At 59.8% G+C, this 23631-nt stretch carries 23 protein-coding genes; 19 read left to right on the top strand and 4 right to left on the bottom strand.

Features of this window, described 5'->3' with window-relative positions:
- Positions 1–230 precede the first annotated feature (230 nt).
- The 6 genes from B3B04_RS10490 (at position 231) to B3B04_RS10465 (ending at position 10548) form a co-directional block, all read left to right on the top strand.
- Entirely contained in the window at positions 231–1013 is a 783-nt protein-coding gene (locus B3B04_RS10490) for an ImuA family protein (RefSeq protein ID WP_292042631.1), read from the top strand.
- The gene (locus B3B04_RS10485) at positions 901–2466 is read left to right on the top strand and encodes a Y-family DNA polymerase (protein WP_292042629.1); all 1566 of its coding nucleotides are present in this window, start codon (positions 901–903) and stop codon (positions 2464–2466) included. Before B3B04_RS10490 ends, B3B04_RS10485 begins: the two co-directional genes overlap by 113 nt.
- Positions 2463–5828, top strand: coding sequence for an error-prone DNA polymerase (locus B3B04_RS10480; RefSeq protein WP_292042628.1), 3366 nt, complete (start codon positions 2463–2465; stop codon positions 5826–5828). Before B3B04_RS10485 ends, B3B04_RS10480 begins: the two co-directional genes overlap by 4 nt.
- Before the next feature lie 128 nt (positions 5829–5956).
- A complete protein-coding gene (locus B3B04_RS10475; RefSeq protein WP_292042626.1) occupies positions 5957–7099 on the top strand; it encodes a PAS domain-containing protein in 1143 nt (380 codons plus the stop codon).
- Positions 7100–7459: 360 nt separating this feature from the next.
- Positions 7460–8560, top strand: coding sequence for a DNA cytosine methyltransferase (locus B3B04_RS10470; protein WP_292042625.1), 1101 nt, complete (start codon positions 7460–7462; stop codon positions 8558–8560).
- Positions 8539–10548: a BbrUII/HgiDII family restriction enzyme gene (locus tag B3B04_RS10465; RefSeq protein ID WP_292042624.1), complete on the top strand. Its 2010-nt coding sequence runs from the start codon at positions 8539–8541 to the stop codon at positions 10546–10548. The genes B3B04_RS10470 and B3B04_RS10465 overlap by 22 nt, the downstream gene beginning before the upstream one ends.
- 649 nt (positions 10549–11197) lie before the next feature.
- Here the strand turns inward: B3B04_RS10465 and B3B04_RS10460 are convergent.
- Positions 11198–11998, bottom strand: a complete 801-nt coding sequence (locus tag B3B04_RS10460; protein ID WP_292042623.1) for a DNA adenine methylase — start codon at positions 11996–11998, stop codon at positions 11198–11200.
- 201 nt (positions 11999–12199) lie between these two features.
- On the opposite strand from B3B04_RS10460, the gene B3B04_RS10455 reads away from it, so the two are divergent.
- A complete protein-coding gene (locus tag B3B04_RS10455; RefSeq protein ID WP_292042620.1) occupies positions 12200–13009 on the top strand; it encodes a hypothetical protein in 810 nt (269 codons plus the stop codon).
- A gap of 99 nt (positions 13010–13108) precedes the next feature.
- Here the strand turns inward: B3B04_RS10455 and B3B04_RS10450 are convergent, their stop codons facing one another.
- Together B3B04_RS10450 and B3B04_RS10445 are read right to left on the bottom strand one after the other, a co-directional pair.
- Positions 13109–14125, bottom strand: a complete 1017-nt coding sequence (locus tag B3B04_RS10450; RefSeq protein WP_292042619.1) for a phage portal protein — start codon at positions 14123–14125, stop codon at positions 13109–13111.
- Positions 14118–16025, bottom strand: a complete 1908-nt coding sequence (locus B3B04_RS10445) for a terminase large subunit domain-containing protein (protein WP_292042618.1) — start codon at positions 16023–16025, stop codon at positions 14118–14120. Before B3B04_RS10445 ends, B3B04_RS10450 begins: the two co-directional genes overlap by 8 nt.
- Before the next feature lie 174 nt (positions 16026–16199).
- Here B3B04_RS10445 and B3B04_RS10440 point away from each other — a divergent pair, with 174 nt between their 5' ends.
- The 12 genes from B3B04_RS10440 to B3B04_RS10385 all read left to right on the top strand — a co-directional run bounded on the left by B3B04_RS10440 (position 16200) and on the right by B3B04_RS10385 (position 22815).
- Positions 16200–17117, top strand: a complete 918-nt coding sequence (locus B3B04_RS10440) for a GPO family capsid scaffolding protein (protein ID WP_292042617.1) — start codon at positions 16200–16202, stop codon at positions 17115–17117.
- Positions 17118–17165: 48 nt separating this feature from the next.
- Positions 17166–18209: a phage major capsid protein, P2 family gene (locus tag B3B04_RS10435; protein ID WP_292042616.1), complete on the top strand. Its 1044-nt coding sequence runs from the start codon at positions 17166–17168 to the stop codon at positions 18207–18209.
- A 50-nt stretch (positions 18210–18259) separates the two neighbouring features.
- Positions 18260–19165, top strand: coding sequence for a phage terminase small subunit (gene gpM / locus B3B04_RS10430; RefSeq protein WP_292042614.1), 906 nt, complete (start codon positions 18260–18262; stop codon positions 19163–19165).
- Positions 19166–19293: 128 nt separating this feature from the next.
- Positions 19294–19782 carry a head completion/stabilization protein gene (locus B3B04_RS10425; RefSeq protein ID WP_292042613.1) on the top strand — a complete coding sequence of 163 codons (489 nt, stop codon included), beginning with the start codon at positions 19294–19296 and terminating at the stop codon, positions 19780–19782.
- Positions 19782–20006, top strand: coding sequence for a tail protein X (locus B3B04_RS10420; protein WP_292042612.1), 225 nt, complete (start codon positions 19782–19784; stop codon positions 20004–20006). Before B3B04_RS10425 ends, B3B04_RS10420 begins: the two co-directional genes overlap by 1 nt.
- Positions 20007–20010: 4 nt before the next feature.
- Positions 20011–20253 carry a hypothetical protein gene (locus B3B04_RS10415; RefSeq protein WP_292042610.1) on the top strand — a complete coding sequence of 81 codons (243 nt, stop codon included), beginning with the start codon at positions 20011–20013 and terminating at the stop codon, positions 20251–20253.
- Positions 20250–20492 carry a hypothetical protein gene (locus tag B3B04_RS10410; RefSeq protein WP_292042609.1) on the top strand — a complete coding sequence of 81 codons (243 nt, stop codon included), beginning with the start codon at positions 20250–20252 and terminating at the stop codon, positions 20490–20492. Before B3B04_RS10415 ends, B3B04_RS10410 begins: the two co-directional genes overlap by 4 nt.
- The gene (locus tag B3B04_RS10405; protein WP_292042608.1) at positions 20479–20961 is read left to right on the top strand and encodes an N-acetylmuramoyl-L-alanine amidase; all 483 of its coding nucleotides are present in this window, start codon (positions 20479–20481) and stop codon (positions 20959–20961) included. The genes B3B04_RS10410 and B3B04_RS10405 overlap by 14 nt, the downstream gene beginning before the upstream one ends.
- Before the next feature lie 28 nt (positions 20962–20989).
- A complete protein-coding gene (locus B3B04_RS10400) occupies positions 20990–21460 on the top strand; it encodes a hypothetical protein (protein ID WP_292042606.1) in 471 nt (156 codons plus the stop codon).
- Positions 21441–21638: a hypothetical protein gene (locus tag B3B04_RS10395; protein WP_292042605.1), complete on the top strand. Its 198-nt coding sequence runs from the start codon at positions 21441–21443 to the stop codon at positions 21636–21638. The genes B3B04_RS10400 and B3B04_RS10395 overlap by 20 nt, the downstream gene beginning before the upstream one ends.
- Positions 21638–22132 carry a phage tail protein gene (locus tag B3B04_RS10390; RefSeq protein WP_292042604.1) on the top strand — a complete coding sequence of 165 codons (495 nt, stop codon included), beginning with the start codon at positions 21638–21640 and terminating at the stop codon, positions 22130–22132. The genes B3B04_RS10395 and B3B04_RS10390 overlap by 1 nt, the downstream gene beginning before the upstream one ends.
- Positions 22132–22815 (top strand): phage virion morphogenesis protein, encoded by a 684-nt coding sequence (locus B3B04_RS10385; RefSeq protein ID WP_292042602.1) that lies wholly within the window; start codon positions 22132–22134, stop codon positions 22813–22815. The genes B3B04_RS10390 and B3B04_RS10385 overlap by 1 nt, the downstream gene beginning before the upstream one ends.
- Positions 22816–22842: 27 nt before the next feature.
- On the opposite strand, the gene B3B04_RS10380 is transcribed toward B3B04_RS10385, so the two are convergent.
- Positions 22843–23580, bottom strand: a complete 738-nt coding sequence (locus B3B04_RS10380) for a hypothetical protein (protein ID WP_292042601.1) — start codon at positions 23578–23580, stop codon at positions 22843–22845.
- Positions 23581–23631 lie beyond the last annotated feature (51 nt).

The following is a 23631-nucleotide window of genomic DNA, read 5'->3' as shown; positions in this document are numbered from 1 at the left end:
TCATTGCCTTGGGAGAATGCGCTTGCTCAAAGACTGACCAAGCTTGGAAATAAGGGCTTAAATAGTTTGAGGGATTGCGGGTTGTAGTGGCGTCCCCTCGCTTCAATGGAATGCATGCGGTGGCGTATTGTTTCGCTTATTTTCGCCGCAATCTCCTTATGACCATCATCGAACACGACTCTGACAATGTTCTCTTGATCTGCCTTGAGAGCCGGTGGTAATGAGAACAAATGGAGAACAAGAGCACATTGTCAGAACGACTGTCTCGTCTCAAACAGCAGGTTGCGCTGTTGGAGGTTCATCCGTCGTCTGAACCCCAATCCGCCTCCGGCGGGGTCTTGCCCGTACCGCTGGCCGCGCAAGCCGTCCATGACCTTTATGCCGCCACTCCCGCCGATGGCGTAGCGATGAACGGCTTTGGTCTGGGCCTGTCGATGGCCATGGCCAAGGGCAAGCCTGTGGTCTGGGCCATACAGGACATGGTCAGCCATGAGGTTGGCCGGCCCTATGCGCCCGGTCTGGTCGAAATGGGGCTGAACCCCGATGATCTTTTGCTGGTGCGGGCGCGGGATATGAAAAGCCTGCTGTCTATTGGCGAAGAGGCGCTGCGCAGTCCTGCTGTGGGCGCGGTTCTGCTCAGCAGCTGGGGCGAAAGTCCGGCCCTGACGCTGACCGCCACCAAACGTCTGTTGATGGCAGCCAAGACCGGAGGCGGCACCTGCTTTCTGGCCCGTGCCGCCGCAGAGGTGATGGCCACGGCCTCTGAAAGCCGCTGGTCCGTCGCCTCTGGCCCCTCTGTCGCACTGGAGGCCAACAGCCCCGGCCACCCCTGTTTCTCCGTCACCTTGCAGCGTCAGCGCGGCGGTGGTGCCCCCCGTCGCTGGATTTTGGAGTGGAACCGTGACCGACGTGCTTTTGTCGAACCGGCGCCGCTATCTGGCGATCTGGTTTCCGTGGCTCCCGTCCGACCGGCTATTGCGGATACGGTCATCCCGTGGCGGCGAAGCGCCTGAAGCAGCCCCCATCGTCTTTGTCGAAAAGGTCGGCGGCGCGCTGAAACTGGCCGCGGTCGATCTCGAGGCTGCCCGCGCGGGCCTGTCATCCGGCATGACCTTGGCCGACGCCCAAGCGCGCCTGCCCCAGCTGGAAAGCGTGGTGCATCAGCCCGATCACGATCAGGCCCTGCTGGAACAGGTTCTGCGCGATTTCGGGCGCTTTACCCCGATGATCGCACTGGATGCGCCCCACGGTCTGGTGTTGGACATTACCGGCTGTGACCATCTTTTCGGTGGCGAAGACGGCCTGATGCAGGCCACCGCCCAGCGTGCTGCGCGTATGGGGCTACAACTGCGTCAGGCTATAGCCAGCACACCCCACGCCACCCGCGCCCTGTGTCGTTTTGGTCGCCAAGGTCGCTATGAGTTTGGGCAGGATCGCGCCGCCGTGCGCCAACTGCCGGTCGGGGCGCTGGAGATTTCCGCGCGCGATGAGCAGGCTCTGCGCCGTGCGGGACTAAAGCGCATCGGTGATCTGGATGATCGCGCACGCGGTCCCCTCGCCGCCCGTTTCGGCACCGACTTCCCCGCGCGGCTGGCCCGCATTCTTGGCGACGAGGATGTGCGCATTACACCTTACCGACCACCTGCCCCCTTGGTCAGCGACCGCATCTTCTTCGAGCCCATCGCCGCGCCCGAGGACATAGAGCGGGTGTTGTCGGACCTGATGGAGGAAACCGCCGTGCGTCTGGCCCTGACAGGGCAAGGGGGTCGCGGGTTCGAAGCGGGCTTTTTCCGAGTGGATGGCGTGGTACGCCATGTCGAAGTCCTGACCGGACACCCGACCCGCGACGTCAAAAGCGTGCTGCGCCTGTTCAGTGAACGGATGGCCGCCATGGCCTATCCTATCGAGGCGGGTTTCGGCTTTGACCAAATCCGGCTTTCCGTCACGGCTGCCGACACTTTGTCCGACCGCCAGCAGGGGCTGGATGGCGATGATGAACTGACGGACGAGGCCTTTGGAGAACTGATCGACCGGCTGACCGCGCGGCTGGGGGCCGATGCCGTGCTGCGCTTCGTCAGCCACGCCTCCTATATTCCCGAACGCGCCCAGCGCCTGCATCCGGCCTTCAAGGCACAGGCCCGCACCTCGGACTGGCCCGCACCGCACGCAGAGGAACCGCCTCTTCGCCCCCTGCAAATCTTCAGCCCGCCCCAGCCGGTCGAAACCCTGGCCGAGGTGCCCGATGGCTCGCCCCTGCGCTTTCGTTGGCGGCGCGTGCTGCACCATGTGGCCCGCTCCGAAGGACCGGAACGCATCGCCGGTGAATGGTGGCGCGCGCCCGATCAACGTACCCGCGACTATTACCGCGTCGAAGACACCGATGGCCGCCGTTTCTGGCTGTTCCGGCAGGGTCTTTATGGCCAGACGCCCGAGCCGCGCTGGTACATCCACGGCCTGTTCCCATGAGCGCGGCCCCCGTTCCCGACTATGCGGAGCTGGCTGTCACCAGCAACTATTCCTTCCTGCGCGGGGCCTCGCACCCCAAGGATCTGGTGCTGACAGCCCTGTTGCGCGGGCACACCGGCATGGGGCTGGCCGACCGCAACTCGGTCGCGGGCGTGGTGCGGGCATGGAGCGCCCTGCGTGATCTGCGCAAAGACGGCCTGCCCCCGCCAGACAAACTGCGCGACGGCAGCGGACCGGGAGAGTTCACCTATGTGGAGGACCCGCTGTCCGATCCGGCCCTGTCCGAAGAGATCAAACGCCGCGCCGCAGATTTTCACCTGATCACCGGCGCGCGGCTGGTGTTCAGCGACGGCACGCCTGACCTTCTAGCCTATCCGCAGAACCGTCAGGGCTGGGGGCAGCTGACCCGCCTGCTGACACTGGGCAACCGCCGCGCCGAAAAGGGCGAGTGCCTGCTCTATCTGGATGACTTGCTGCCGGCCGAGCACCTGTCCCTGATCGTCATGCCGCCGGATGGGGGCTGTGATCTGGCGAACCTGATCCAGCGACTACAGACGGCCACATCCGGCGCTGTCTGGCTGGCGGCCACCGTCTTGCGTCGTGGGGATGACCGGCGACGTTTGGCCCGTCTGCGCGCCCTGTCACAGCGGACAGGCGCGCCGCTGCTGGCCGTCAATGATGTGCTGTACCACAGCCCCGAGGAACGCGATCTTCAGGACGTGCTGACCTGCATCCGCGAGGGCACCACCATAGAAGATGCCGGTCGCCGCCTTGAGGCCAACAGCGAACGCTGGCTCAAACCGCCCACGGAAATGGCCCGCCTGTTTCGCGATGCGCCCGAAGCCATCGCCGAGACGCAGCACTTCCTGTCGCGCATCACCTTCGATCTGTCGCAAATCAGCTATCAGTACCCGCACGAACCGACACCCAAGGGCTGGAACTCTCAGGACTGGCTGGAAGACCTGACGCGTCGTCATGCTTCCATCCGCTATCCGCTGGGGGTGCCGCCCAAGGTGGCCGACTTGCTGGTGAAAGAGCTGCGCTTCATCGCGCAAAAGGACTACGCCCCCTATTTCCTGACCATCTATGACATCGTCCGCGTGGCGCGCGAAAAGGGTATTTTGTGCCAAGGGCGCGGTTCGGCGGCCAACTCGGCGGTCTGTTATGTGCTGGGCATCACCTCGGTGGACCCCGCCGTCTCTGACCTGTTGTTCGAGCGCTTCCTGTCCGATGACCGCGACGAGCCGCCCGATATCGACGTCGATTTCGAACACGAACGGCGCGAAGAAGTCATCCAGCACATCTATGAGCGCTATGGCCGCCATCGCGCGGGCATCGCCGCCACCGTCATCCATTTTCGTCCCCGCAGTGCCATCCGCGAGGTGGGCAAGGTTCTGGGGCTCAGCGAAGACATCACCGCCCGCATGGCGTCCAGCCACTGGGGTAGCTGGGGTGCGGAAATCGGCGAAAAACACGTCGAACAGGCTGGCTTGGCCGCCGATAATCCGATGATCCAGCGCACCGTCGCCATGGCCACGCGGCTGCTCAACTTTCCGCGCCATCTGAGCCAGCACGTCGGCGGCTTCATCCTGACGCAGGACCGGCTGGACGAGATCGTGCCTATCGGCAACGCGGCTATGGCCGACCGCACCTATATCGAATGGGACAAGGACGACATCGAGGCCCTGTGCCTGATGAAGGTCGACATTCTGGCGCTGGGCATGCTGACCTGCATCCGCAAGGCGCTGGATCTGATGCGCGACCATCAGGGCGCGGTTCAAGACCTGCATTCCATCCCGCAGGACGATCCGGTCGTCTATGACATGCTGTGTCGCGGCCATTCCATCGGCGTGTTTCAGGTGGAAAGCCGCGCCCAGATCAACATGCTGCCGCGTCTGAAACCGCGTCGGCTTTATGATTTGGTCATTCAGGTCGCCATTGTGCGTCCCGGTCCCATTCAGGGCGACATGGTCCACCCCTATCTGCGCCGTCGCAATGGCGAAGAGCCGGTTGTCTATGCCTCACCCGCCCCCGAATACGGCGCGCCGGACGAGTTGAAACAGGTACTTGGCAAGACGCTGGGCGTGCCCCTGTTTCAGGAACAGGCGATGAAGCTGGCCATGGTCGCCGCCCAGTTTTCCGACGCCGAAGCCAATGGTCTGCGCAAGTCCATGGGGACTTTTCGCGGCGACGGGAGGCTGCACACCTATGAAACCCGCTTTGTCGAACGCATGGTCGAGCGCGGCTATGACCGCGACTTTGCCCAGCGCTGTTTTGACCAGATCAAGGGCTTTGGGTCCTATGGCTTTCCCGAAAGCCACGCCGCGTCATTTGCCCAGCTGGTCTATGTCTCCGCGTGGGTGAAGAAGCATCACCCCGCCGCCTTTGCCTGCGCTCTGCTGAACAGCCAGCCCATGGGCTTTTACGCCCCCGCCCAGATCGTACGCGAGGCGCAGGAAATCGGCGGCGTGGAAATCCGCCCTATCGATGTGGCCTATAGCTATTGGGACAACAGCCTCGAAGGGCATCGTGTCGCCCCCTCGGTCCGGCTGGGCCTGCGTCAGATCGACGGTTTCAAACAATCATGGGCCGAGGCCCTGTGTACTGCCCGCCTGCAAGGCCCGCTGCACGATATCGAGAGTCTGGCCCGCCGCGCCAAACTGCCCGCTGCGGCGATGCGAAAACTGGCCGATGCGGATGCCTTCCGCTCTATGGGAATGGATCGGCGCGAGGCCTTATGGGCCGTGCGGCGTCTGCCGGATGATAATCCCCTGCCCCTGTTTGCCGCCGCCCAAGCGCGTGAACTGGGGGCCGAGCCCGATGCCAATCTGCCCTCTATGCCACTCAGCGAACATGTGGCTGCCGACTATCAGGTCACGCGCCTGTCGCTAAAGGCGCACCCTATGGCGCTGCTTCGCCCTGCATTCGGCGGCAAGGTGCTGACCTGTCGAGGCGCAGAATCCAAACGCAGCGGCACCCTGGTCCAGGTGGCAGGCGTAGTGCTGATCCGCCAGCGCCCCGGCAAGGGCAATGCCATCTTTGTCACCATGGAAGATGAGACCGGCGTGGTGAATGTGGTGCTGTGGGCGCGGATGTTCGAGCAGTACCGCCGCGAAGTCATGGCCTCGCGCCTGATGCAGGTCGAAGGCGTAGTCGAGAAAAGCAAGGAAGGCGTGGTGCATATCATCGCCCGCCATATCATCGACCGGTCCGAGGAATTGTCGCGCCTCTCAGAAGACCATCAGACCGACATCCAACTGGCCCGCGCCGATGTGGTGGCTCATCCCCAGCCTCCGCGACATCCTTCGCACCACCACCCCAGAAACGTCCGAGTACTGCCCAGCTCACGCGACTTTCACTAAATTAAAAATAGTTCCAGCCAGACCGTATTGCTTCAACATTTTTTAAAATCGAAACAACTATAAGTCCTCTATATTCATTGAATAAGCCTAAGTTTTAAGCAGGCGAAGTGACATAACTGTTTGTGGTCATGGTAACGGATTTGGACAACATATTGCCTACGCGCTGCTCGCCCGAATTTCTCAGCGAGCTCGTCAAGATACTTAAATCACCGACAGTTGTTTTTAATCAGCAGGGAATGATTAGGCACCTTAGTCCGTGTTGGTCTGGCCTGCTGTCCGTTCCTGCCTCGACTTTTTCCCAACTTTTCGATCAGCGGGACCGCGCCGACGCGTCCGCACTCGTTTCGCGCCTGGCCGGCATCGATAGCGTGACCAACTTCGAGTGCAGGCTCCCCAATGGTCGATGGGCTCTGGTGACGGTGCAGAAATTGGACTGCGACGACCACGCCCCCCTTTGGTTGGGCACCACGGCCGACATACATGACTCGAAATCTCTTCACCGCGATCTGACCACCCATAATCAAATCCAGCAGATGCTCCTGAACGTCAGTAGCGACTGCATCAAGTTGCTCGACCCCCATGGCCATGTTCAATACGCCAACGCCGCCGGGTGCCGAATTCTGAACATCGACCCAGCTGGCGGGTTTGGTCAGGAATGGATCAAACTCCTGCCCAGAGATGTATGGTCCCAGGCAGAAGCGGCGCTTGAACAGGCTTTGTCAGGAGAAACCGCCCGATTTGTCGGACCCAGCCACGACGAGAAGGGCCGTATCGAGGTTTGGGACAGCCTGTTGACGCCCAAATGTGAGCCGGGCGGCAGGGTATCCTCTATCCTGTGTATCTCGCGTGACGTCACGGAGTCATATCGGGTTTCCGAAGAGCTGCGCCGCAGTCAAAAGCGGTTGGCTATTGCCTCACGCGCAGGCAAATTGGGCATCTGGGAGTTGGATCTGGCCTCGGGCAGTTTGTACTGCGACCCGACTTGGTATGAGGTCATGGGCCGAAGCCCGTCCAAACCCGCTCACCGGATCTCGGACTTCCTCGCCCTAATTCATCCTGAAGATGCCGCCCAAAAGCGGGATATCAGCCAGATCGCGCACGAACTTGCGCCCAAGGGAGAGGACTATGCGCGGGAGTTCCGGATCATTCGCGATGACGGCAAGGTCGCATGGATACGCGCCGTGGCCAGTGTGATTTCCGATCTTCGCGGCAATCCGCTTCGAGCTATCGGCTATTCGGTCGACATCACCCGCGAAAAAGCCGCACCTTAGCCAGACACCTGTAGCCTTCACGCCTCTGGGAGGTGCCTGCGGTATCCATCATGGGCCAAATCTGGCGCGCCCTGCAGGACTCGAACCTGCAACCGTCCGCTTAGAAGGCGGGGAAGAGTTGAAGAAAAACAAATAGTTACCTGCAAAACAGGAAAACAAAAACGTCAACGAATACAAATTCTTATTAGCAGAGATGTAAAACTTATAGTGCCGTATTTTATGGACGTCGGCAGCATGCCCCTAATGCCTCCTCACTCAACGTGAATGAGGTCGGGCAAAGCAGCGAACGGTCAATTGCTGGTTTCGCCAAAACGTCATCGTTTTATACAATGCGATTTAGAATCGATGCTAAGGCCCCTCATGGAATCCGCACCACTCCCCGCTTTCACGCCAAGCTCGTCTCACCTTGGGACGGTTGTAGATCTATTTTGCGGCGCTGGCGGGCTAGCCCACGGCTTCCGACTTGAAGGCTTCAAAGTCGCGGCTGGGATCGATGTCGATGAGCGGTGCCGTTATGCATTTGAGCATAACAATAAGGCCCCATTCATCCGAAAAGATATAGCTTCGATGGAAGCAAAGGAACTAGCTGAGTTGTTTCCTGCAAATCAGCCATCCATTTTGGTCGGCTGCGCGCCCTGTCAGCCGTTCTCTACCTACAATCAAAAGAACGAAGATCCGAATTACACGCTTGTAGGCAAGTATGGAAATCTCATTACAGCAGTGAAGCCCGATATCGTCTCTATGGAGAATGTTCCTCGGTTATTAGATTTCAAAGGCGGGGAAATATTCAGGTCGTTCGTGTCCAAATTAAAGAAAGATGGCTATAAAGTCTGGCACGATGTGGTGTACGCACCTGACTATGGAGTCCCTCAAAGGAGGAAAAGGCTCGTCCTTCTCGCATCACGATACGGGGCGATTGAACTCGAGGGTCCTTCACACACAGCCGACGCCTATCTTACTGTGGCTGACGCAATTGGAGAATTGGCCCCTTTAGATGCGGGCCAAATCGATGCGACTGATCCGCTCCATCGAGCTAGTGCGCTTTCGCCGCTCAATATGCGGCGTATTATTGCGTCCAAGCCGGGAGGCACATGGCACGACTGGGATAAAGATCTACGCGCCGCTTGCCACGTTGCCGAATCTGGTCACGGTTACCGAAGCGTGTACGGCCGCATGAAATCGGATGAACCCTCCCCAACCATCACAACGCAGTTTTACGGGTTTGGAAATGGGCGCTTCGGACACCCCACCCAACACCGTGCCCTCAGCCTTCGCGAAGGCGCGATTTTGCAGTCGTTCCCACCGAGTTACGCATTTCACGCCCCTGGTGAACGGATTCATTTCACTCGCTTAGGGCGACTTATAGGTAACGCTGTTCCTGTGAAGCTGTCTCGTGCTATTGCTCGCTCAATAAAAACGCATTTGGGGGCGAGCAACGTATGGGTGAGCAATTCGAACTGACGATCAGCCTAAATGCCCTAGAGCACTTGGGCATCAACCTGTATAGCAATGTGCCTTCGGTCCTCTCAGAGATCGTGGCTAATGCTTGGGATGCTGACGCAGAAACGGTCACTGTTGACTGGAATCGTGTGGAGGATCGGATCATCATATCCGATGATGGAACTGGCATGACCTCGAAAGAGGTCAACGACCGGTTTCTCCGGGTAGGTCACCGCCGTCGAGATTTTCAACCGGGGCTTACTGCCAAAAATCGGAAGCCTATGGGCCGAAAGGGAATAGGCAAACTTTCGCTGTTTTCGATTGCAGGCACAGTGGTGGTAGAAACTGCAAAGGACGGGGAAAAAAGCGCCTTCAAGATGCGCCTTGATGATATCAGAGAGAAAATCGGTGCGTCTGGAGGAAGCGGTACTTATAGTCCAGCAGCGGTTAGTACTGACGCCATCGACTTTACGCATGGCACCCGCATCACCCTTACCGAGCTTCGCCACAAACAAACTGCCGCTACTACCAAAGCACTGCGCAAGCGCGTAGCAAGACGCTTCTCAATTCTTGGCCCTAAGCACGGCTTCCACGTTTTGGTTGATGGTCAGGAAGTCACCCCCGCGGACCGCGATTACTACAGCAAGGTCCAATATCTCTGGACATATGGCGATCAATCCGAAACTGAATTACTAACCTCAAATGTACAGCACAAGACTGTGCGAAAGTTGCCCGATGAGCTTGTACGCCTTGGTTTTTCAGGATGGTTAGGAACAGTAAAGGAGTCTGGTCAACTCCGCGATGAGGAAGGCGAAAACCTTAACCGCATTGCCATCTTCATTCGAGGTAAGATGGCCCAAGAGGATATCCTTAGCGATTTCTCTGAGCGCGGAGTCTACGCCAACTATCTCATTGGCGAGATAAATGTCGAAGGCTTAGATCTTTACGATGGGCAGGGAACTGTCCGTGACGATGATGCCGCCACTAGTAGCAGGCAGAAGCTCGTAGAAGACGATGAGAGATATCAACTTCTAAAGGCCTTCATTGGCGAAGAACTAAAGAATATCCAGAATCAATGGGGTGACTTACGCGCTGAAGCGGGTGCTCAAAAGGCTATGGATATCCCGGCCGTTAAAGCTTGGATGGATGGCTTAAAAGCGCCAGTGCGCAAGAGAGCACAGAAATGGCTGGGCAAGCTAAATCGAATAGAAATGGACAGGCTTGACGAGCAAAAGCAGCTCATCAAGCATGCGGTCCTTGGCTTCGAGTTTTATCGGCTCCACGAGAACTTGGACGCCTTGGATAACATCTCTGACGATAGCCTTTTGTCGGTGCTCGACATATTCCAGGAACTTGATGGCCTAGAGGCAAATTTGTACGGGCAAATTGTCCAACAACGGATAAAAGTTATCCAGACCCTTCGAGAGAAGGTAGACGATAATGCGCTTGAAAAGGCTATCCAGCAGTATTTGTTCGATCATCTATGGCTTCTAGATCCCTCTTGGGAGCGGACAGAAGGCACTGAGATCATGGAGAAGCGAGTGTTATCCATGTTTGATGAAGTGACAGCTGACCTGCCAGATGACGAGAAAAAGGGCCGCCTTGATATCGGATATCGAAAAGCCGCTGGTGAACACGTGATAATCGAGCTCAAACGCCCTGAGCGAATTGTTACTCGGTCGGAAATGCTTGATCAGTCGGAGAAATATTTATCCGGAATGATGCGAATATTAGAGCAGCAAAACAATCCGCACGAAACTGTCGAAATCGTGTTCGTACTTGGAAAACCGCCTCGCGAATGGGGGAATCCAGGAGGTAAGGACCGCGTTATTCAGTCGCTTGTGCCGAACAAAGCACGGGTCGTGTTTTATGATCAATTGCTCGTAAATGCCGAGAAGGCCTATAGCGATTATCTTGAACATCGAGGCACGGTCGATACTCTCGGCGCCGTTATTCAAGCCATTGATAACTATTCGTTCGACGAGGATACCCAAGCAGCAGCCGCATAGCCCTGCAAGGAAATGCAAGCGTCTTCCCCCCCCCTGCCTCTCCGATCCACGCATATCGACAGCGCCTCAAGCGCGTCCGGAAGATGCAAGAAAACTGGGACAAAAAGCCCGCGGGTGGCGCGGGGGGAAAAGCGCGGGCTTTGGGGCGAAACGGCTAAAAACGGCCTTAGGGCTCGATTTCGATCATTTGGCCGGTCGTGCCCGACGGAGTGCGGCCTGCTGCGCGTCTTGGTGGCCAGCATCCCAGCACCGGCTAGTGATCGGGATGACCAGCAGGCAGCGATGTTGACTCGCCGTGCGCCGCTCGACTGTGAGTTCACGCGCGTACACCCCACACCGATCGCAGCGCCAACGAAGATCACGAAGCGGATCATCGGCACAGCGTGATGCGATCCGCCAAGGGTCGATTTCCTTAAGGCACCGGCAGCCGACACAGTGAATCATGAGGACCAACTCGCGGTGGGCAACCACCATCCGAGCGGTCAAGTTTTCTGGCGTCCAGGTTTTAATCGGTAAGATCGTCATAGTGTGCTCCAGCCGCGATGTAGCGTCGCTGGCCCACACCGTTCAAATCAATTGTTCATGTTATGTTCTGGCCGACCGCGCAGGACGGCCCGACCCCAGACCAACCAAGGTCGGGCGCGCTCGGTCAACTGCCGGTGATGATCACCTCTCTGGCCTCGGTGGCACCTTTGCCGCTGATGCCGTAAGTCGTGGTGACGGCATCGATCTTGAAGCGGTCGAAGATCTCGCGCACCTCGGGCTTGTCATTGAGCGACAGGATGAACCGACCCTTGATGCGGGCCAGCTGGTCGGCCATCCGTTCGAACTGGCTCCGATCGAAGCCATCGCCATAGTCGCGCTCGCAACCAAAGTACGGCGGGTCGAGATAGAACAGCGCCCCGTCGCGATCGTACCGATCGATGAAGGCTGACCAGTCCAGGTTTTCGATCGTGACGGTTTCCAACCTCTGACCGGCGGCGATCAGATCCTTCGACACGATGCTGGAGGAAAACCGTGAACGCCCATCCAGCGAGACGCCGAACGTCTGTCCCCTCACCCGCCCGCCGAACGCCGTCTTCTGCAGCTGGACAAACCGCGCCGCGCGCTGCAGATCGGTCATCATCGAGACATCGGCCCGCTTCAGCTGCTCGAAATCGGCGCGGCAAGAGAAAGACCAGGCGATCAGATCCGTCAGCGCGGCAGGATGCGCCCGCATGCACCTGAACAGGTTTACCAGTTCACCATTCCAGTCATTGATGATCTCGGCCTTCGGCTTCAGGCGGCGGCGGAAAAACACGCCGCCCATGCCGACGAACGGCTCGGCATACAGCTGGTGAGGCGTGGCCTCGATCAAGGCACAGATCCGCTTGGCCAGTGCCCGCTTTCCTCCGATGTAGGGAGCGACCGGGCGCACCGGCGAAACTTTGCTATATTTGGTTGAATTCACTTGCGACTCAACGATATGTCGCCCGCGCCGGTTGACTGGCAGCGGGGCATGACGAGGGTGGCCACCCTCCGATGTGTCGAGTTACGGCTCGGCGGCTGGGGTGCGCTAACACCCTGGCCACCGCATTCGGGATGGCTTGCCGACTGGATCGAACGATTCGATGCGTAAATCACGGTCGGCTTGTTGTAGGAGAGCGGTACAATGGCAAAGCCGTTTAAAGGTCAGCTTTTTGGTCTAGCCATCATCGCTCTGCTCGGTGGACCACTTCCGATCTTACTGGACCCTCTGATGCCAAATCTAGAGGCGCAGCTATCGGACGGGGATCGGTATGCGTTCATGGTCTTCGAGGCAGTGAAAGAGTGGCAGACTTTATTGGCTGGCTCATTCGCTTTGCTGTCGGCAGGTTTTGCCGGGACCATGGTGATGAGGCAAATCCGACATTCGGACGAGCTGGAGGCTCAGCGCCGAGCGCGTCGCTTGCGAGCATCATTAGCAGTCATGCCATCTGCTATGTCTCAGATCGGCGATTACGCCGAAACCAGCTATCGAGCATTGCGCAAACAATGGATTGTTGCCTCACGCACGACAATTAGTGCTGGGAACAATCCTGAGCCAACCGCCCCTACCCTAAACTTTGATTTTCTGCCCGATATTAAACTAGTTATCGAGAACGTCTCGTCGGACCAGCATTCAGTCGCTTACACCTTGCTATTAAGCGACTTGCAAGTGCACCAAGCTCGATGGGCTGGCCGCTTAAGAGACATCGCTAGCTCAAGCTCGGTGATACCAGCCGACACGTTTGCAAACGAGATGTTAGAGGCTGCTGAACTCTACGCACAAGCCTCGAATATAATCGGAAGTACGCGACCGCAAACCACAGCGTCTGACCTACGACCAATGACGCGGGCTTCAGCTGTCCGGCTGCTGGACATACACGCTCCGTCCATCGTCAGGGAGCGCGCCAATCGTCTTGATACTTCACGGCCGCTCCCTTCTTCCTGGGCGATATAGTCAATTGAGCACGGCCGTTAAACGCTCATCAAAGCCTAATGACGTCAGGGTACATTTTCACGGTTCGGGGGCAACTAGCAGTAGGAGGCCTCGCCGCCCTCACAATATCAGTTCTCTGTCTCTGAACCGCACCACTTCCATCCCCAGCCAGTCATTGAGCGCGAGGAAACGCTGCTGCAGCGGCTGGATCTCGTTGCGGTAAAACACGGCATCGGCCTTTTCGACATCGCCGAAGCCGCCGGCATTGGCCGGCACCACGCCCAGCAGCTGGGGCGGCACACGGTGCGCGGCCAGCGTGTCGTCGCGCGTGGTGTTCTTGATGCCCATGAACTCGTCTTTGGCGGCGGCTTCGCCCGGATGTAGCAGCTGGATGCTGTCCTTCTTGCCTTGCGGCAGATGGACGAACATCGAGCGGAAATTGCCGACGCCCTTGGTCGACTTCATCGCCTGCTTCAGCGCCTCGGCATCGCCCTCGGTCAGCCCGCCTTCGCCGACATACATGATGAACCCGGCATGCGCGCCGTTGATGTAATAGCGGCGGCGGAACAGGGTCGCGCCTTCATTCAGGAACACCGACTGCAGCGCGCTCAGATATTCCGGCACGCCATAGATCTCCTGATCCAGCCAGGGCTGCATGCCGTGATAGACGGATCCCGGCTTGAACCAGTGCTCATCACGCCAGCCGGACAGAAACACAAAGCTGCCATCCTCGACGCCGCGCCGTGTGTAGCGGGCCAGCGAACGCCTCAGCGCCATCGGGCGGTTCAGCATGTTGTCCACGCGCTCGACATAGAAATTGCCGAGGACAAGATGATCCAGCACAAGGCCTTCGAATGTTGCTCGGTCCAGCATGCGGTGCGGGATGAAGTCGCGCATCAGCTGGTTCACCTTGACGCGGAAGGCGCTCGAATGGTGCGAGGTGGCATTACCCGCCTTCGACAGGACATCCAGCGGCAGCGGCGGCTGATAATAGGTCCCCTTCAGGCCGCGAACCTCCCAGCAATCCAGCCCCTCCATCAGGTCGCGCCGGTTCAGCACCGGCTCGGCATCGCCAAGAGCAAAGGCGCTGGCCGTGGCTTCGGTCTTACGGGCTTTCGCGATCGGGGCTTTAGTCATCGCCGTATATCTCCACGGTAGATTTTGTGCCGCTGTCCGCGCCGATGGCAGCAGCGATGGGTTCGTTGATCAGGGATTGCAGCAGCGCCCACGCCAGATCGGCGTGGCCTGCCTCGCGGGTCCGGCCCGCCTCGTATGTCACCTTGCGGCCCGAGGCCGTCAGGGTCCGGCGGATCGACATCAGTGCGCTGGCCAGATCCTTAAACTCGTGATCGAACTCGAGGCGGTTTTTGGTGATGACATCCAACGCCTTGAAGACCATCTGGGTCTTGAGGAAGGCGTCGTACATGTGGCCGACCACGCTGGGGAAGAAGGTCTGCACCAGCTGGAAGACGGCGTCGCCGATGCCGGTCTTGTCGATATCGATCTTCGTGACGTTGTACCGCTGGGTGTAGTTGCGGATGACCTCGGCCTGTTCGTCGAAGCGGCTGCCGGAGAACTGGCGACGCTCGATCACACGGAACTTGCCGCCCGCCACCTTGGGCGGTGCCACAACCACCAACGCAGCCTTGTCGGCATTCTCGCTCTCGCCGTTCGGGTCATAAGACAGCCAGACCTCGCCCGCATAGGGTCGGCCTGCCCCCAAAATGATCCGCGCCTGGTCGACGTCCGGCCACTGGTCGCGCGGATCCACCATGCATGGCCCGACCATGTGCATCGGGAATACGGACAACGTGTCATCGACAAAGCCGCACATCAGCAGGTTCTCGAACTCTGCTGCGGTGTAGGTGTCTCTCAGTTCGTCCAGGTCGAACAGATCGCAGCCCATGCGCTGGGCGTCCTCGATCGTGACCTTGTGGCGCCAGATCTTGTCCGGCCCGATAATGCCGTCCTGGTGCAGCGCCGCCGACATAACGTCGAACAGCTGGCGCTTATCCTTGGGTCTCTTCTTGTTCCACTCGTCGCCGTTCCAGAACTTGAAGGCTTCATGGGTGATCGATGACGGCGTCGAGAAGTAGGTCTTGCGATACCGCTTCTGCATCGCCATGCCCGACGCGACCTTCTTCAGCGTCTCGAAGCCGTAGACCCAGAAGAATTCATCGAAGTAGAAATCGCCGTGATAGCCCTGCGCCGTGCGCGCATTGGTGCCGAGGAAGATCAACTCGGGCTGGTCCAGCAGCTGCCCGTTTTCGTCGGTGCCGCGATCGATGACGATGGGATCGCCGGTCAGTTCGACCCCGATCTCTTTCATCACAAAGGCGCGGATATAGCCCTTGAACACATGGGCCTGGTTCTTTGACGCCGACAGGAAGATCTGGTTCTTGCCGGTCTCCAGCGCGACGATCAGCGCCTCCAGCGCGAAATAGTAGGTCGCGCCGATCTGACGCGACTTCAGGATCATGCGGTTGCGCAGATCGCGCTTCGACCACCAGATCTCCTGATAGCCGAACATCAGCTTTTCCAGCGCCGCCTTCAGAATGGCCGTCTGCTCGGGCGTGATGTGGTTCTTCTCGGGCTTCTTCTTCGGCCCTACATTGCGGTTTGCGACCTTCGGGTTCAGGTCGCCCTCATGCCCCCCCGGTTGTTGATAGCGCCGAATGCGCGCAAAGCGTTCGGCCTGCCGTGACAGCAGATCGATCTCCTTGAAATCAAGGCCGGTCTTCGCCGCCTTCATGGTCAGAGCGACATAGCGGGCCTCGGTCACGCCCTCCATGCGCTCCAGCGGGCTGGCCTCGTCCCATTTGTCGCGGCTCTTCCAGCTGGCGATCGTGCCCTCGGGCAACTTCAGCAGGGTGGCGATATCGGTCAGCCGCCACATAGACCAATAAAGGAATTTGGCCGCGCGCCGTTCGTCCAGCAGTGCTGTGACCGGAAAGCCGAACCCACCACAAGAGGCCAGCAGCGCCCCCAGATCATCGGGTCCGCCTGGTTCTGGTCCGTCCTGTTTGATCGGCTTCATTCGCATGCAGCGGACGCTAACCGCCCGCCCTGCGTGCCCTGACCGGCGGCTGTTGTACGGAGCGCCCCTGACAACACGCCCAGCTTGAGAAAACAGGCCAGACACGCCCGTCTTGAGGCTCTTAAGGCCCGCCTGCGACGGGCACACACCATTCAGGACCGTTCAGGAACCGTCATGGCCGAAAAGACCGCTCGCTTCTTCCGTGTCGCCGTCGAAGGCGCAACCGCATCCGATGGCCGCATCATCGAGCGTGTCTGGCTGGAACAGATGGCGGCGTCCTACAATCCGGACACCTATGCGGCCCGCGTCAACATGGAACACATCCGCAGCCCGACCGCTGACGGCCCGTTCAAAATGTACGGTGACGTGCTGGCGCTGAAGACCGAAGAGGTCGAGATCGAGATCGACGGCAAGACCGAAAAGCGTCTGGCCCTGTTCGCCCAGATCGACCCGACCGAAGACCTGATCAAATTCAACAAGGCCCGCCAGAAGAAGTTCACCTCGATCGAGGTTGAACCGAACTTCTCCAACACCGGCAAGGCCTATCTGATGGGTCTGGCCGTCACCGACAGTCCGGCGTCGCTCGGCACCGAAGCTTTGACGTTCTCGGCCACCAGCAAAGAGCCGTTCGCGGCCACGCTGAAGGCCGAACTGGACGCCCGCAAACATCATAAGAGCAGCGTCTTCAGCGCCGCCTATGAAACTGACCTGAACTTCGACGCCACCGATGACACCAAGTCTGACGGACTGACACTCGATAGGCTGATGGCCGCCTTCGCCCGCGCCTTCGGCCTCAATGCCGGCACCAAGCCCGAAGCCCCTGCCCCCGTTGTGCAGGCCAGCACCACCCCTGCGCCGGTCGCGGCCACCGCTCAAACCGACACCGCTGCTCTGGCCACCGCCTTCACCCAGTTCGGCACCGAGTTGAAGGCGCTGTTTGCCGAAAATGCCCAGTCCAACAACGCTCGTTTCGCCAAGATCGAAACCGACCTCGGCACGCTGACCAAAGCGCTCGAAGAAACCCCGAACGGTGCCTATACGCGCCGCCCCTCCCACAACGGCGGCGACGGCCAACTTCTGGCCGACTGCTGATCCTTTTCGCCCGACGCCCCAACGCTCACACCGCACCGGACCCCGATCATGAAGACCAAAACCCGCCTGCTCTATTCCAGCTACCTGTCGCGTCAGGCCGAACTGAACCAGGTCGAAGCCAGCACCGTCTCGGAAGGCAAAAAGTTCGCCGTCGATCCCTCGGTCCAGCAGACGCTGATCGACAAGCAGCGTGAAAGCTCGGAATTCCTGGGCAAGATCAACCTTGTGCCGGTGGACGAGCAGTCGGGCGAGGCCCTGGGTCTTGGCGCTGCCGGTACGATCGCGGGCCGCACGGATACCTCCAGCGCGGATCGCGCGACCCGCGACCCGACCTCGCTGGACGCAAACCCCTACTTCTGCAAGCAGACCAACTTCGACACCCACGTGACCTATGCCAAGCTGGACATGTGGGCCAAGTTCAAGGACTTCCAGATCCGCCTTCGCGATCACGTACTGCAGCAAGCCGCACGCGACATGATCATGATCGGCTTCAACGGCACCTCGGCGGCGGCTACGACCGACCGCGCGACCAATCAGCTGCTGCAGGACGTCAACATCGGCTGGCTGCAGAAGATCCGCGTCAATGCCCCGACCCGCCATTACAAGAGCGGCACTGTGGAGAACAACCACATCCACGTCCGCGCCACCCAGGGCGACTATCGCAACCTCGATGCGCTGGTCTTCGATGCCGTACAGAACTTCCTGCCGGAATGGGCGCGCGATGACACCGAACTGGTCGCCATCGTCAGCAGCGATCTGCTGCACGACAAATACTTCCCGATGATCGATGCCGAAGGCAAACCGACCGAGAAGGTGGCCACCGACATCCTGCTGTCGAAGAAGACTCTGGGCGGCCTGCAGGTCGCCAAGGTGCCCTTCTTCCCGGCAGGCACCATCCTGATCACCCGCCTCGATAACCTGTCCATCTATGAGCAGGAAGGCTCGCGCCGTCGCACTCTGGTCGACAACGCCAAGCGTGATCGCATCGAGACCTATGAGTCGGTCAATCACGCCTATGTGGTCGAAAACTACGACTACGCCTGTCTGATCGAGAACATCGTCGTCGACGAGCCGGTGCCGCAAGGCGGCTAATCGGCACGCCTTCGACCCCTCTGATTGGAATAGCCTCAAGGATACCCCGCATGAGCCCCGCCGCCCGCGCCGCCGCTGCTGCTAAAGCCGAAGCCGAAAAGAAAGCCCAAGCCCAAGCTGCAGAGGCGGCGAAGGCGGCGAAGGCTTCTGCGCCGAAGAAGGCCGTCCGCAACTTCAAGGATGCCCCCGTTCCCCCGTTCCGCTCGGGCCGGACCAGCCCAGCCGCCCAGGCGCGGGCCTTCCTCGCGGCGTCTGTCGGGGCTTCGGCCCTGTCCGCCGCCCAACAGCAAAACGATATCGCCCTGACCTCGGACGAGGCCAAGGTTGTGGTCCAGCTGGAAGCCGACCGCCGCGCTCTGAAGGACATCAAGGCCACTGACCGCAAGATCGAGGCCAAGCGACTGATGCTGCCCGTCTATAAGGGCTGGATCGACGGCGTGATCGCCGCAGGAAAGGCCGAGCAGGGACCGCTGGACCAAGTCTTTACCCAGCTGCTCGCCTGGACGATCGATATTGGTGACTATCTGGCCGCCCTGCCCATGCTCGAACATGCCATGACCTTCGGTCTGGCCATGCCCGCGCACTTCAACCGCGACCCGATCACCTTTGCGATCGACCAGATCAGCGAGGCCGCGATCAACCACTATGAACTCGGCCTCGAGGCCGACGCGTTCGATGCCGCCGTCCTGCCCATGCTGCAGGATCTGGTGAAGGACCACGATGTCGATCTGCACGACGAGGTCGAGGCCAAGCTGTTCAAGGCCTTGGGCCGCGCCATTCTGGCCGATGCCAATCCCGACGACGCCGAGGATCTGCGCAACCGCCAGCAGTCGGCCCTCGACGCCTATATGGCCGCTATCGCCAAGCACGACCGCGTCGGTGTCAAAAAGGACATCGAGAAGCTGCAGCGCGAACTGAAAAAATCCGATCCGGCTCCGGGCAATCCCGAGGCCTAAACCAACGCCCCCCCGGCGGCAGGGCGGGGCTGGTCCGGCAGCAGTTTTCTCCATGCTGATTGCCCGTCCAGCCCCCCACCCTGTTTCACCGGATCCGGCGATTTCTGAAGCTGGAAACTCCGCCTGTCATGTCCGGTCCCTTCTCGTCCCCTTCCAATATTCCCGCGCCCGACACGCCTGCCGCTTCGGGAACGGTTGACTGCGGACCATTCTGGCCGGACGTGGACCTGAATGCTTTGCGCGCCGCAATGCGCATTGATCAGGCGGTCACGGCAGAACGCCTGCGCGATGTCGCCCGCAACGCTGTCATCGACATCATGGCCGAACTCGACGGCTGGAAACGCGAGCGCGAGGCCGAGGGCGCGGCCAAGCTGAATGACGTCAGTGGCCGCTATCTGGTCGACGGTATGTCCGATTATGTGATCCGCTGGCACCGCGCCATCCAGTCCGTGATCGCAGCCGACCTGGCCGACCGCCAACTGGGCCAATCTGCGCGCTCTGCCGGTGTGGTGCGTGTCGAGGAGCTATCGGTCGATATCGACATCCACCGGCGCAACGTCGCCTATGCCGTGCGCGATTTTCTGGGCCGCACCCGCATCATCGCCGAGGTCATCTGATGGCTACCGCGAACATGATCAAGGTCGAGGCCGTGGACGGGGAAACGCTAGACCAGCTGGTGTGGCGCACGACCAGCCGCGCTTCGCCGGTTGTCGAGCAGGTCATGCAGGCAAACCCCAATCTGGCCGATGCAGGCCCCTTCCTTCGGGCAGGCCAGGTCGTGCTGATCCCCGCCAATGCCAACCGCACCGCCCCCGCGCCCATGATCCAGCTGTGGAGTTGATCGCATGACCCGGAAAAACCCGATCACCTTCACCATCAATCTGATGCAACTGATCTTCGCTATCAGCCTGCAGGTCATTGGCGTGACGCTAGCTTTTGGCTCCCTGTTCAACCGGGTTGAAGCCATGGAGGCCACAATCGAGCCGCTCTCGCGCGGGGAACTGGCGCGCATCGATGAGCGCGTGAAGGCCGTGCAGGCCGACATCGCATGGATGCGCTCACAAATGGAACGGGAGCGCGAGCGATGACGCCGCTACCCGAGGCGCAATGGCTCTGGCGTCGTCTGTTCACCTGGCTGGTGACAGCGTTCGTCCTTGCGCAGCTGCACCTCCTTATCACGCGAATGCCCGCCGAAGATCTGCGCGCCATTGCCGAGAGGCTGCTGCTGCTGCTCGGGTCGCTGATCGCCTTCTATCTCATCGGGCCAACCGCTGAACACATCATTGCGCTGGTGCGCGCATGGAAGGGCAGAAATGAGCAAGCTTAACTCCGTCAAATATCTGGTGGTCCATTGCGCCGCCACCCCGCCTGCCCGCGACATCGGCGTGGCCGAGATCCGCGCCATGCACAAACAGCGCGGCTTTAACGATGTGGGCTACCACTATGTCATCCGCCGCGACGGCCGCGTGGAAAAAGGCCGCGCCGATAGCGTCGTCGGTGCCCATGTCAGCGGGTTTAATTCTGTGTCGCTCGGTATCTGTCTGGTCGGCGGCATCAATGCCAAAGGCTGGTCCGAAAACAACTTTACGCCAAAGCAGTTCGCCGCTTTGCGCCAGCTGCTGACCACGCTTAAGGCCAAGCACACCACAGCCGAGATCCTCGGGCACCGCGACCTGTCACCGGACAAGAACCGTGACGGCAAGATCTCCCGCAATGAATGGATGAAGGACTGCCCGTGTTTCGACGTTCGCGACTGGTGGGCCGGAAATCCCGCCCAATTCCAGGTCGGTCGATAAGCCAATGGCCCGCCTCACTGTGCCTCGGATGTCTGGTCTGCCTGGTCGATCTCTCGGCCTGGTACTGGCTGCCATTGCCGGCACTGCCCTTCTCGTGGCGGTCCTCGGTGTGGTGGGCTTTCGCTTCGATCCGTTCGATCTGGCAGGCCGCAAGCTTGAACGCGCCACGGCAGAGGCCAGCCAGTCCAAGGTCGAAGCCGCTGCCGCGTCAATCGAGGCGGCGGGCGCGCGCGACACAACCACCCGGGTAGAGATTACCCTGGCCCAGAGCGCCGCCGCTCAAGGTCTCGCGACCCACCTCTCCACACTGACCAGGAGCGCACCCGATGCGAATGAACCTCTGGACCCTGCCCGCATTGCTCGCCTGCGCGACTTTGACCGGCAGCTGTGCGCTGTTCGCCCCGCCATCTGTCCCGACGCCCCCGACCCTGCCGCCGCAAAGGGTGATGCCGCAGACAGCCCTGCAGGCCTGCCAACTGGTGGGCCAGCTACCCGCTAACCCCACCCAAGCCGACCTAGAGATGGGCTACGCCCTGCGCGGAGCCGAGATCCTGTCCTGCGACGCGCGCCGCGAACTGGCTGTATCCATCTTCGAAGGTCAGAACGCCGAACAGGTCCAGTGGCGAGAACAGTTGACTGGCCGCGGCTGGTGGCATCGGTTTCTGGAGCGGAACTAATGCGTAAACTGATCAGCCTGCGCGAGCATATGACCAAGGCGCTGCAGCATCGCGGCCTCAAAGACAACCCCGCAGACCTGCACTTCGCCATCCCGTCCGGCAGCACTCTGGCCCATGGGCGCGGTCAAGCCGACAGGGCGTTTGAGTACAAGTACACTCTCGTTATGGGTATCTTCGACTGTGCGTGGTCGTTCGATGAAATCATGATTCCGCTGCTGATCTGGATCGAACGTTGGCAGCCCGATCTGCTGGCCCTCACAGCCGCCAATGGCGGGCTGGCGTGGGAGGTCGAGGAACTGGACGATGCAAAATCAGATATCCTGATCCGCATACCCATCAGCGAAACCATATCTCTCAAGCTGCGCGAAGATGGCGGTCACGATCTGACCCGACCGATAGAGCCTGTGCCGTTCGCGCTCGAGCCGAGTGCACCCCTTCACCGCGTCTGGCTGGACGATCAGATCATCGCCGCCTGCGGTCATGAGGTCGACTGATGGCCGACAGGGCTGACGAACTGGCGATCTATCGTCAGGCCGTCTCCACCTATATCGAGACTTTGGACGGACGCGAGCGCTCGCGCCTGCTGCGCCAGCTGGCGTTGCGGATCCGGCGTTCACAACAGACCCGCATCAAGGCCCAGCTGGCACCGGACGGTGCCCCATGGCCCAAGCGCAAACCACGCCAAACCCAGAAAGCGGCCAGCCGCCCGATCCGTTTCCTGTATCGCAAGGCCTCCGGCGAAGAGCGCGTGGCCGACATGCGCAGCTGGGTCCGTCAGGACGACCGGCTGACGGGCTTCGATCGCGAGGCAGACGGCCTACGGACATTCCTGAATAGCCGGATCGCCCGCCACCTGCCCGCCGAAGGCGGGGCGGACCCCGGCCCGATCGCGGGAACATTACGCACCGCCAAGGGGCGAGTTCGCCGATCGTCACAGGCCATGTTCGTCAAGCTGCGTCAGCGGATGTCAGCGGGGTCAAATTCTGATCAGGCCTACGTCGAATTTCGGGGCCGCGCCGCGCGTCTCGCCCGCATCCACCATTTCGGCCTCAAAGACCGAGTGGTGCCCGGAGGCCCCGAGACGGACTATCCGCAGCGCGAACTGCTCGGCTTCACCCAAGCCGACGATGAAGCCATCATGGATCTGGTCTTCGCTCATATGGAGGGCAGGCTATAATATAGCCACCGGAGACCAATCGGGAGGTTAGTTCGCTGGCGGTCTATAGCCGAACTCCCGGAGCTTCTTTATCGCATCGGATCCTGCGCGTAGAGTTTCAAGCGCATCCTGTTTTTGAAAGAATTTTTGGTCTGCCTCATTTAGCAGCACCCATTCATCACTAATGACGTCGGCTGCGGCAATCACTTGCTTATCAAGTGATGCCCCTCTTTGTTCTGCGTCGGATACGCGTCGGAAAAGGTCTTCAATCGTGGAGCGCTCGTCTATTCTGGCCCTGAAAAAAGCGTCTGGGATTGCTCTTTCACGCGTGTCAGCGTTGACGCGCACCATAAACTTTTCGACCTCTGCCCGGTTCTGCACCCAAGTTGGAATTCCTAACTGATGGTGCTCATGAATAACCCATTTGTCCCAAATGTAGTCCGCAGCCGCAGTCAACTGAGCCGACATCCCATTTCCTCGGCGCTCCATTAGCGTGACCAAATGCAAAATACGGTGATACTCTAGATCGTCATGCAAAATACGTTTAACAAATTCCTCCGGAACTTGCCTCGTTTTAAGCATTCTTTGGACAGTGTCTAAGAATGCGCGCAGATGACCAGGTTTCGACATCCATGTGGGCATTAACTGGGGCTCGCCTTGCAGCGCGCTAAGCTCGCGTTCAGCGGACTTTTGATCGGCGTATGCCATCCGACGATTGGCCCGCTGCACTGCAGCAATAACGAACCAAGCTATGAGTCCCACCAATATTAAAAGGAAAAAAACCAAGGCTGCCTCGCCAGAAAACTGTGTGATTTGATCGCTTGAAGAACGTCGATC

The sequence above is a fragment of the Brevundimonas sp. UBA5713 genome, from assembly GCF_002419815.1.
Lineage (GTDB): Bacteria > Pseudomonadota > Alphaproteobacteria > Caulobacterales > Caulobacteraceae > Brevundimonas.
Note: the sequence above shows the minus strand (reverse complement) of the source record. Positions and strands in the feature narration are given on the sequence as shown.

Bases quoted from the DNA above. Each gene is read 5' to 3' on its own strand.
- B3B04_RS10490 (WP_292042631.1), top strand. From the start codon at position 231: ATGGAGAACAAGAGCACATTGTCAGAACGACTGTCTCGTCTCAAACAG.
- B3B04_RS10480 (WP_292042628.1), top strand. From the start codon at position 2,463: ATGAGCGCGGCCCCCGTTCCCGACTATGCGGAGCTGGCTGTCACCAGC.
- B3B04_RS10475 (WP_292042626.1), top strand. From the start codon at position 5,957: ATGGTAACGGATTTGGACAACATATTGCCTACGCGCTGCTCGCCCGAA.
- B3B04_RS10470 (WP_292042625.1), top strand. From the start codon at position 7,460: ATGGAATCCGCACCACTCCCCGCTTTCACGCCAAGCTCGTCTCACCTT.
- B3B04_RS10465 (WP_292042624.1), top strand. From the start codon at position 8,539: ATGGGTGAGCAATTCGAACTGACGATCAGCCTAAATGCCCTAGAGCAC.
- B3B04_RS10455 (WP_292042620.1), top strand. From the start codon at position 12,200: ATGGCAAAGCCGTTTAAAGGTCAGCTTTTTGGTCTAGCCATCATCGCT.
- B3B04_RS10450 (WP_292042619.1), bottom strand. From the start codon at position 14,125: ATGACTAAAGCCCCGATCGCGAAAGCCCGTAAGACCGAAGCCACGGCC.
- B3B04_RS10445 (WP_292042618.1), bottom strand. From the start codon at position 16,025: ATGAAGCCGATCAAACAGGACGGACCAGAACCAGGCGGACCCGATGAT.
- B3B04_RS10440 (WP_292042617.1), top strand. From the start codon at position 16,200: ATGGCCGAAAAGACCGCTCGCTTCTTCCGTGTCGCCGTCGAAGGCGCA.
- B3B04_RS10435 (WP_292042616.1), top strand. From the start codon at position 17,166: ATGAAGACCAAAACCCGCCTGCTCTATTCCAGCTACCTGTCGCGTCAG.
- gpM (WP_292042614.1), top strand. From the start codon at position 18,260: ATGAGCCCCGCCGCCCGCGCCGCCGCTGCTGCTAAAGCCGAAGCCGAA.
- B3B04_RS10425 (WP_292042613.1), top strand. From the start codon at position 19,294: ATGTCCGGTCCCTTCTCGTCCCCTTCCAATATTCCCGCGCCCGACACG.
- B3B04_RS10420 (WP_292042612.1), top strand. From the start codon at position 19,782: ATGGCTACCGCGAACATGATCAAGGTCGAGGCCGTGGACGGGGAAACG.
- B3B04_RS10415 (WP_292042610.1), top strand. From the start codon at position 20,011: ATGACCCGGAAAAACCCGATCACCTTCACCATCAATCTGATGCAACTG.
- B3B04_RS10410 (WP_292042609.1), top strand. From the start codon at position 20,250: ATGACGCCGCTACCCGAGGCGCAATGGCTCTGGCGTCGTCTGTTCACC.
- B3B04_RS10405 (WP_292042608.1), top strand. From the start codon at position 20,479: ATGAGCAAGCTTAACTCCGTCAAATATCTGGTGGTCCATTGCGCCGCC.
- B3B04_RS10400 (WP_292042606.1), top strand. From the start codon at position 20,990: ATGTCTGGTCTGCCTGGTCGATCTCTCGGCCTGGTACTGGCTGCCATT.
- B3B04_RS10390 (WP_292042604.1), top strand. From the start codon at position 21,638: ATGCGTAAACTGATCAGCCTGCGCGAGCATATGACCAAGGCGCTGCAG.
- B3B04_RS10385 (WP_292042602.1), top strand. From the start codon at position 22,132: ATGGCCGACAGGGCTGACGAACTGGCGATCTATCGTCAGGCCGTCTCC.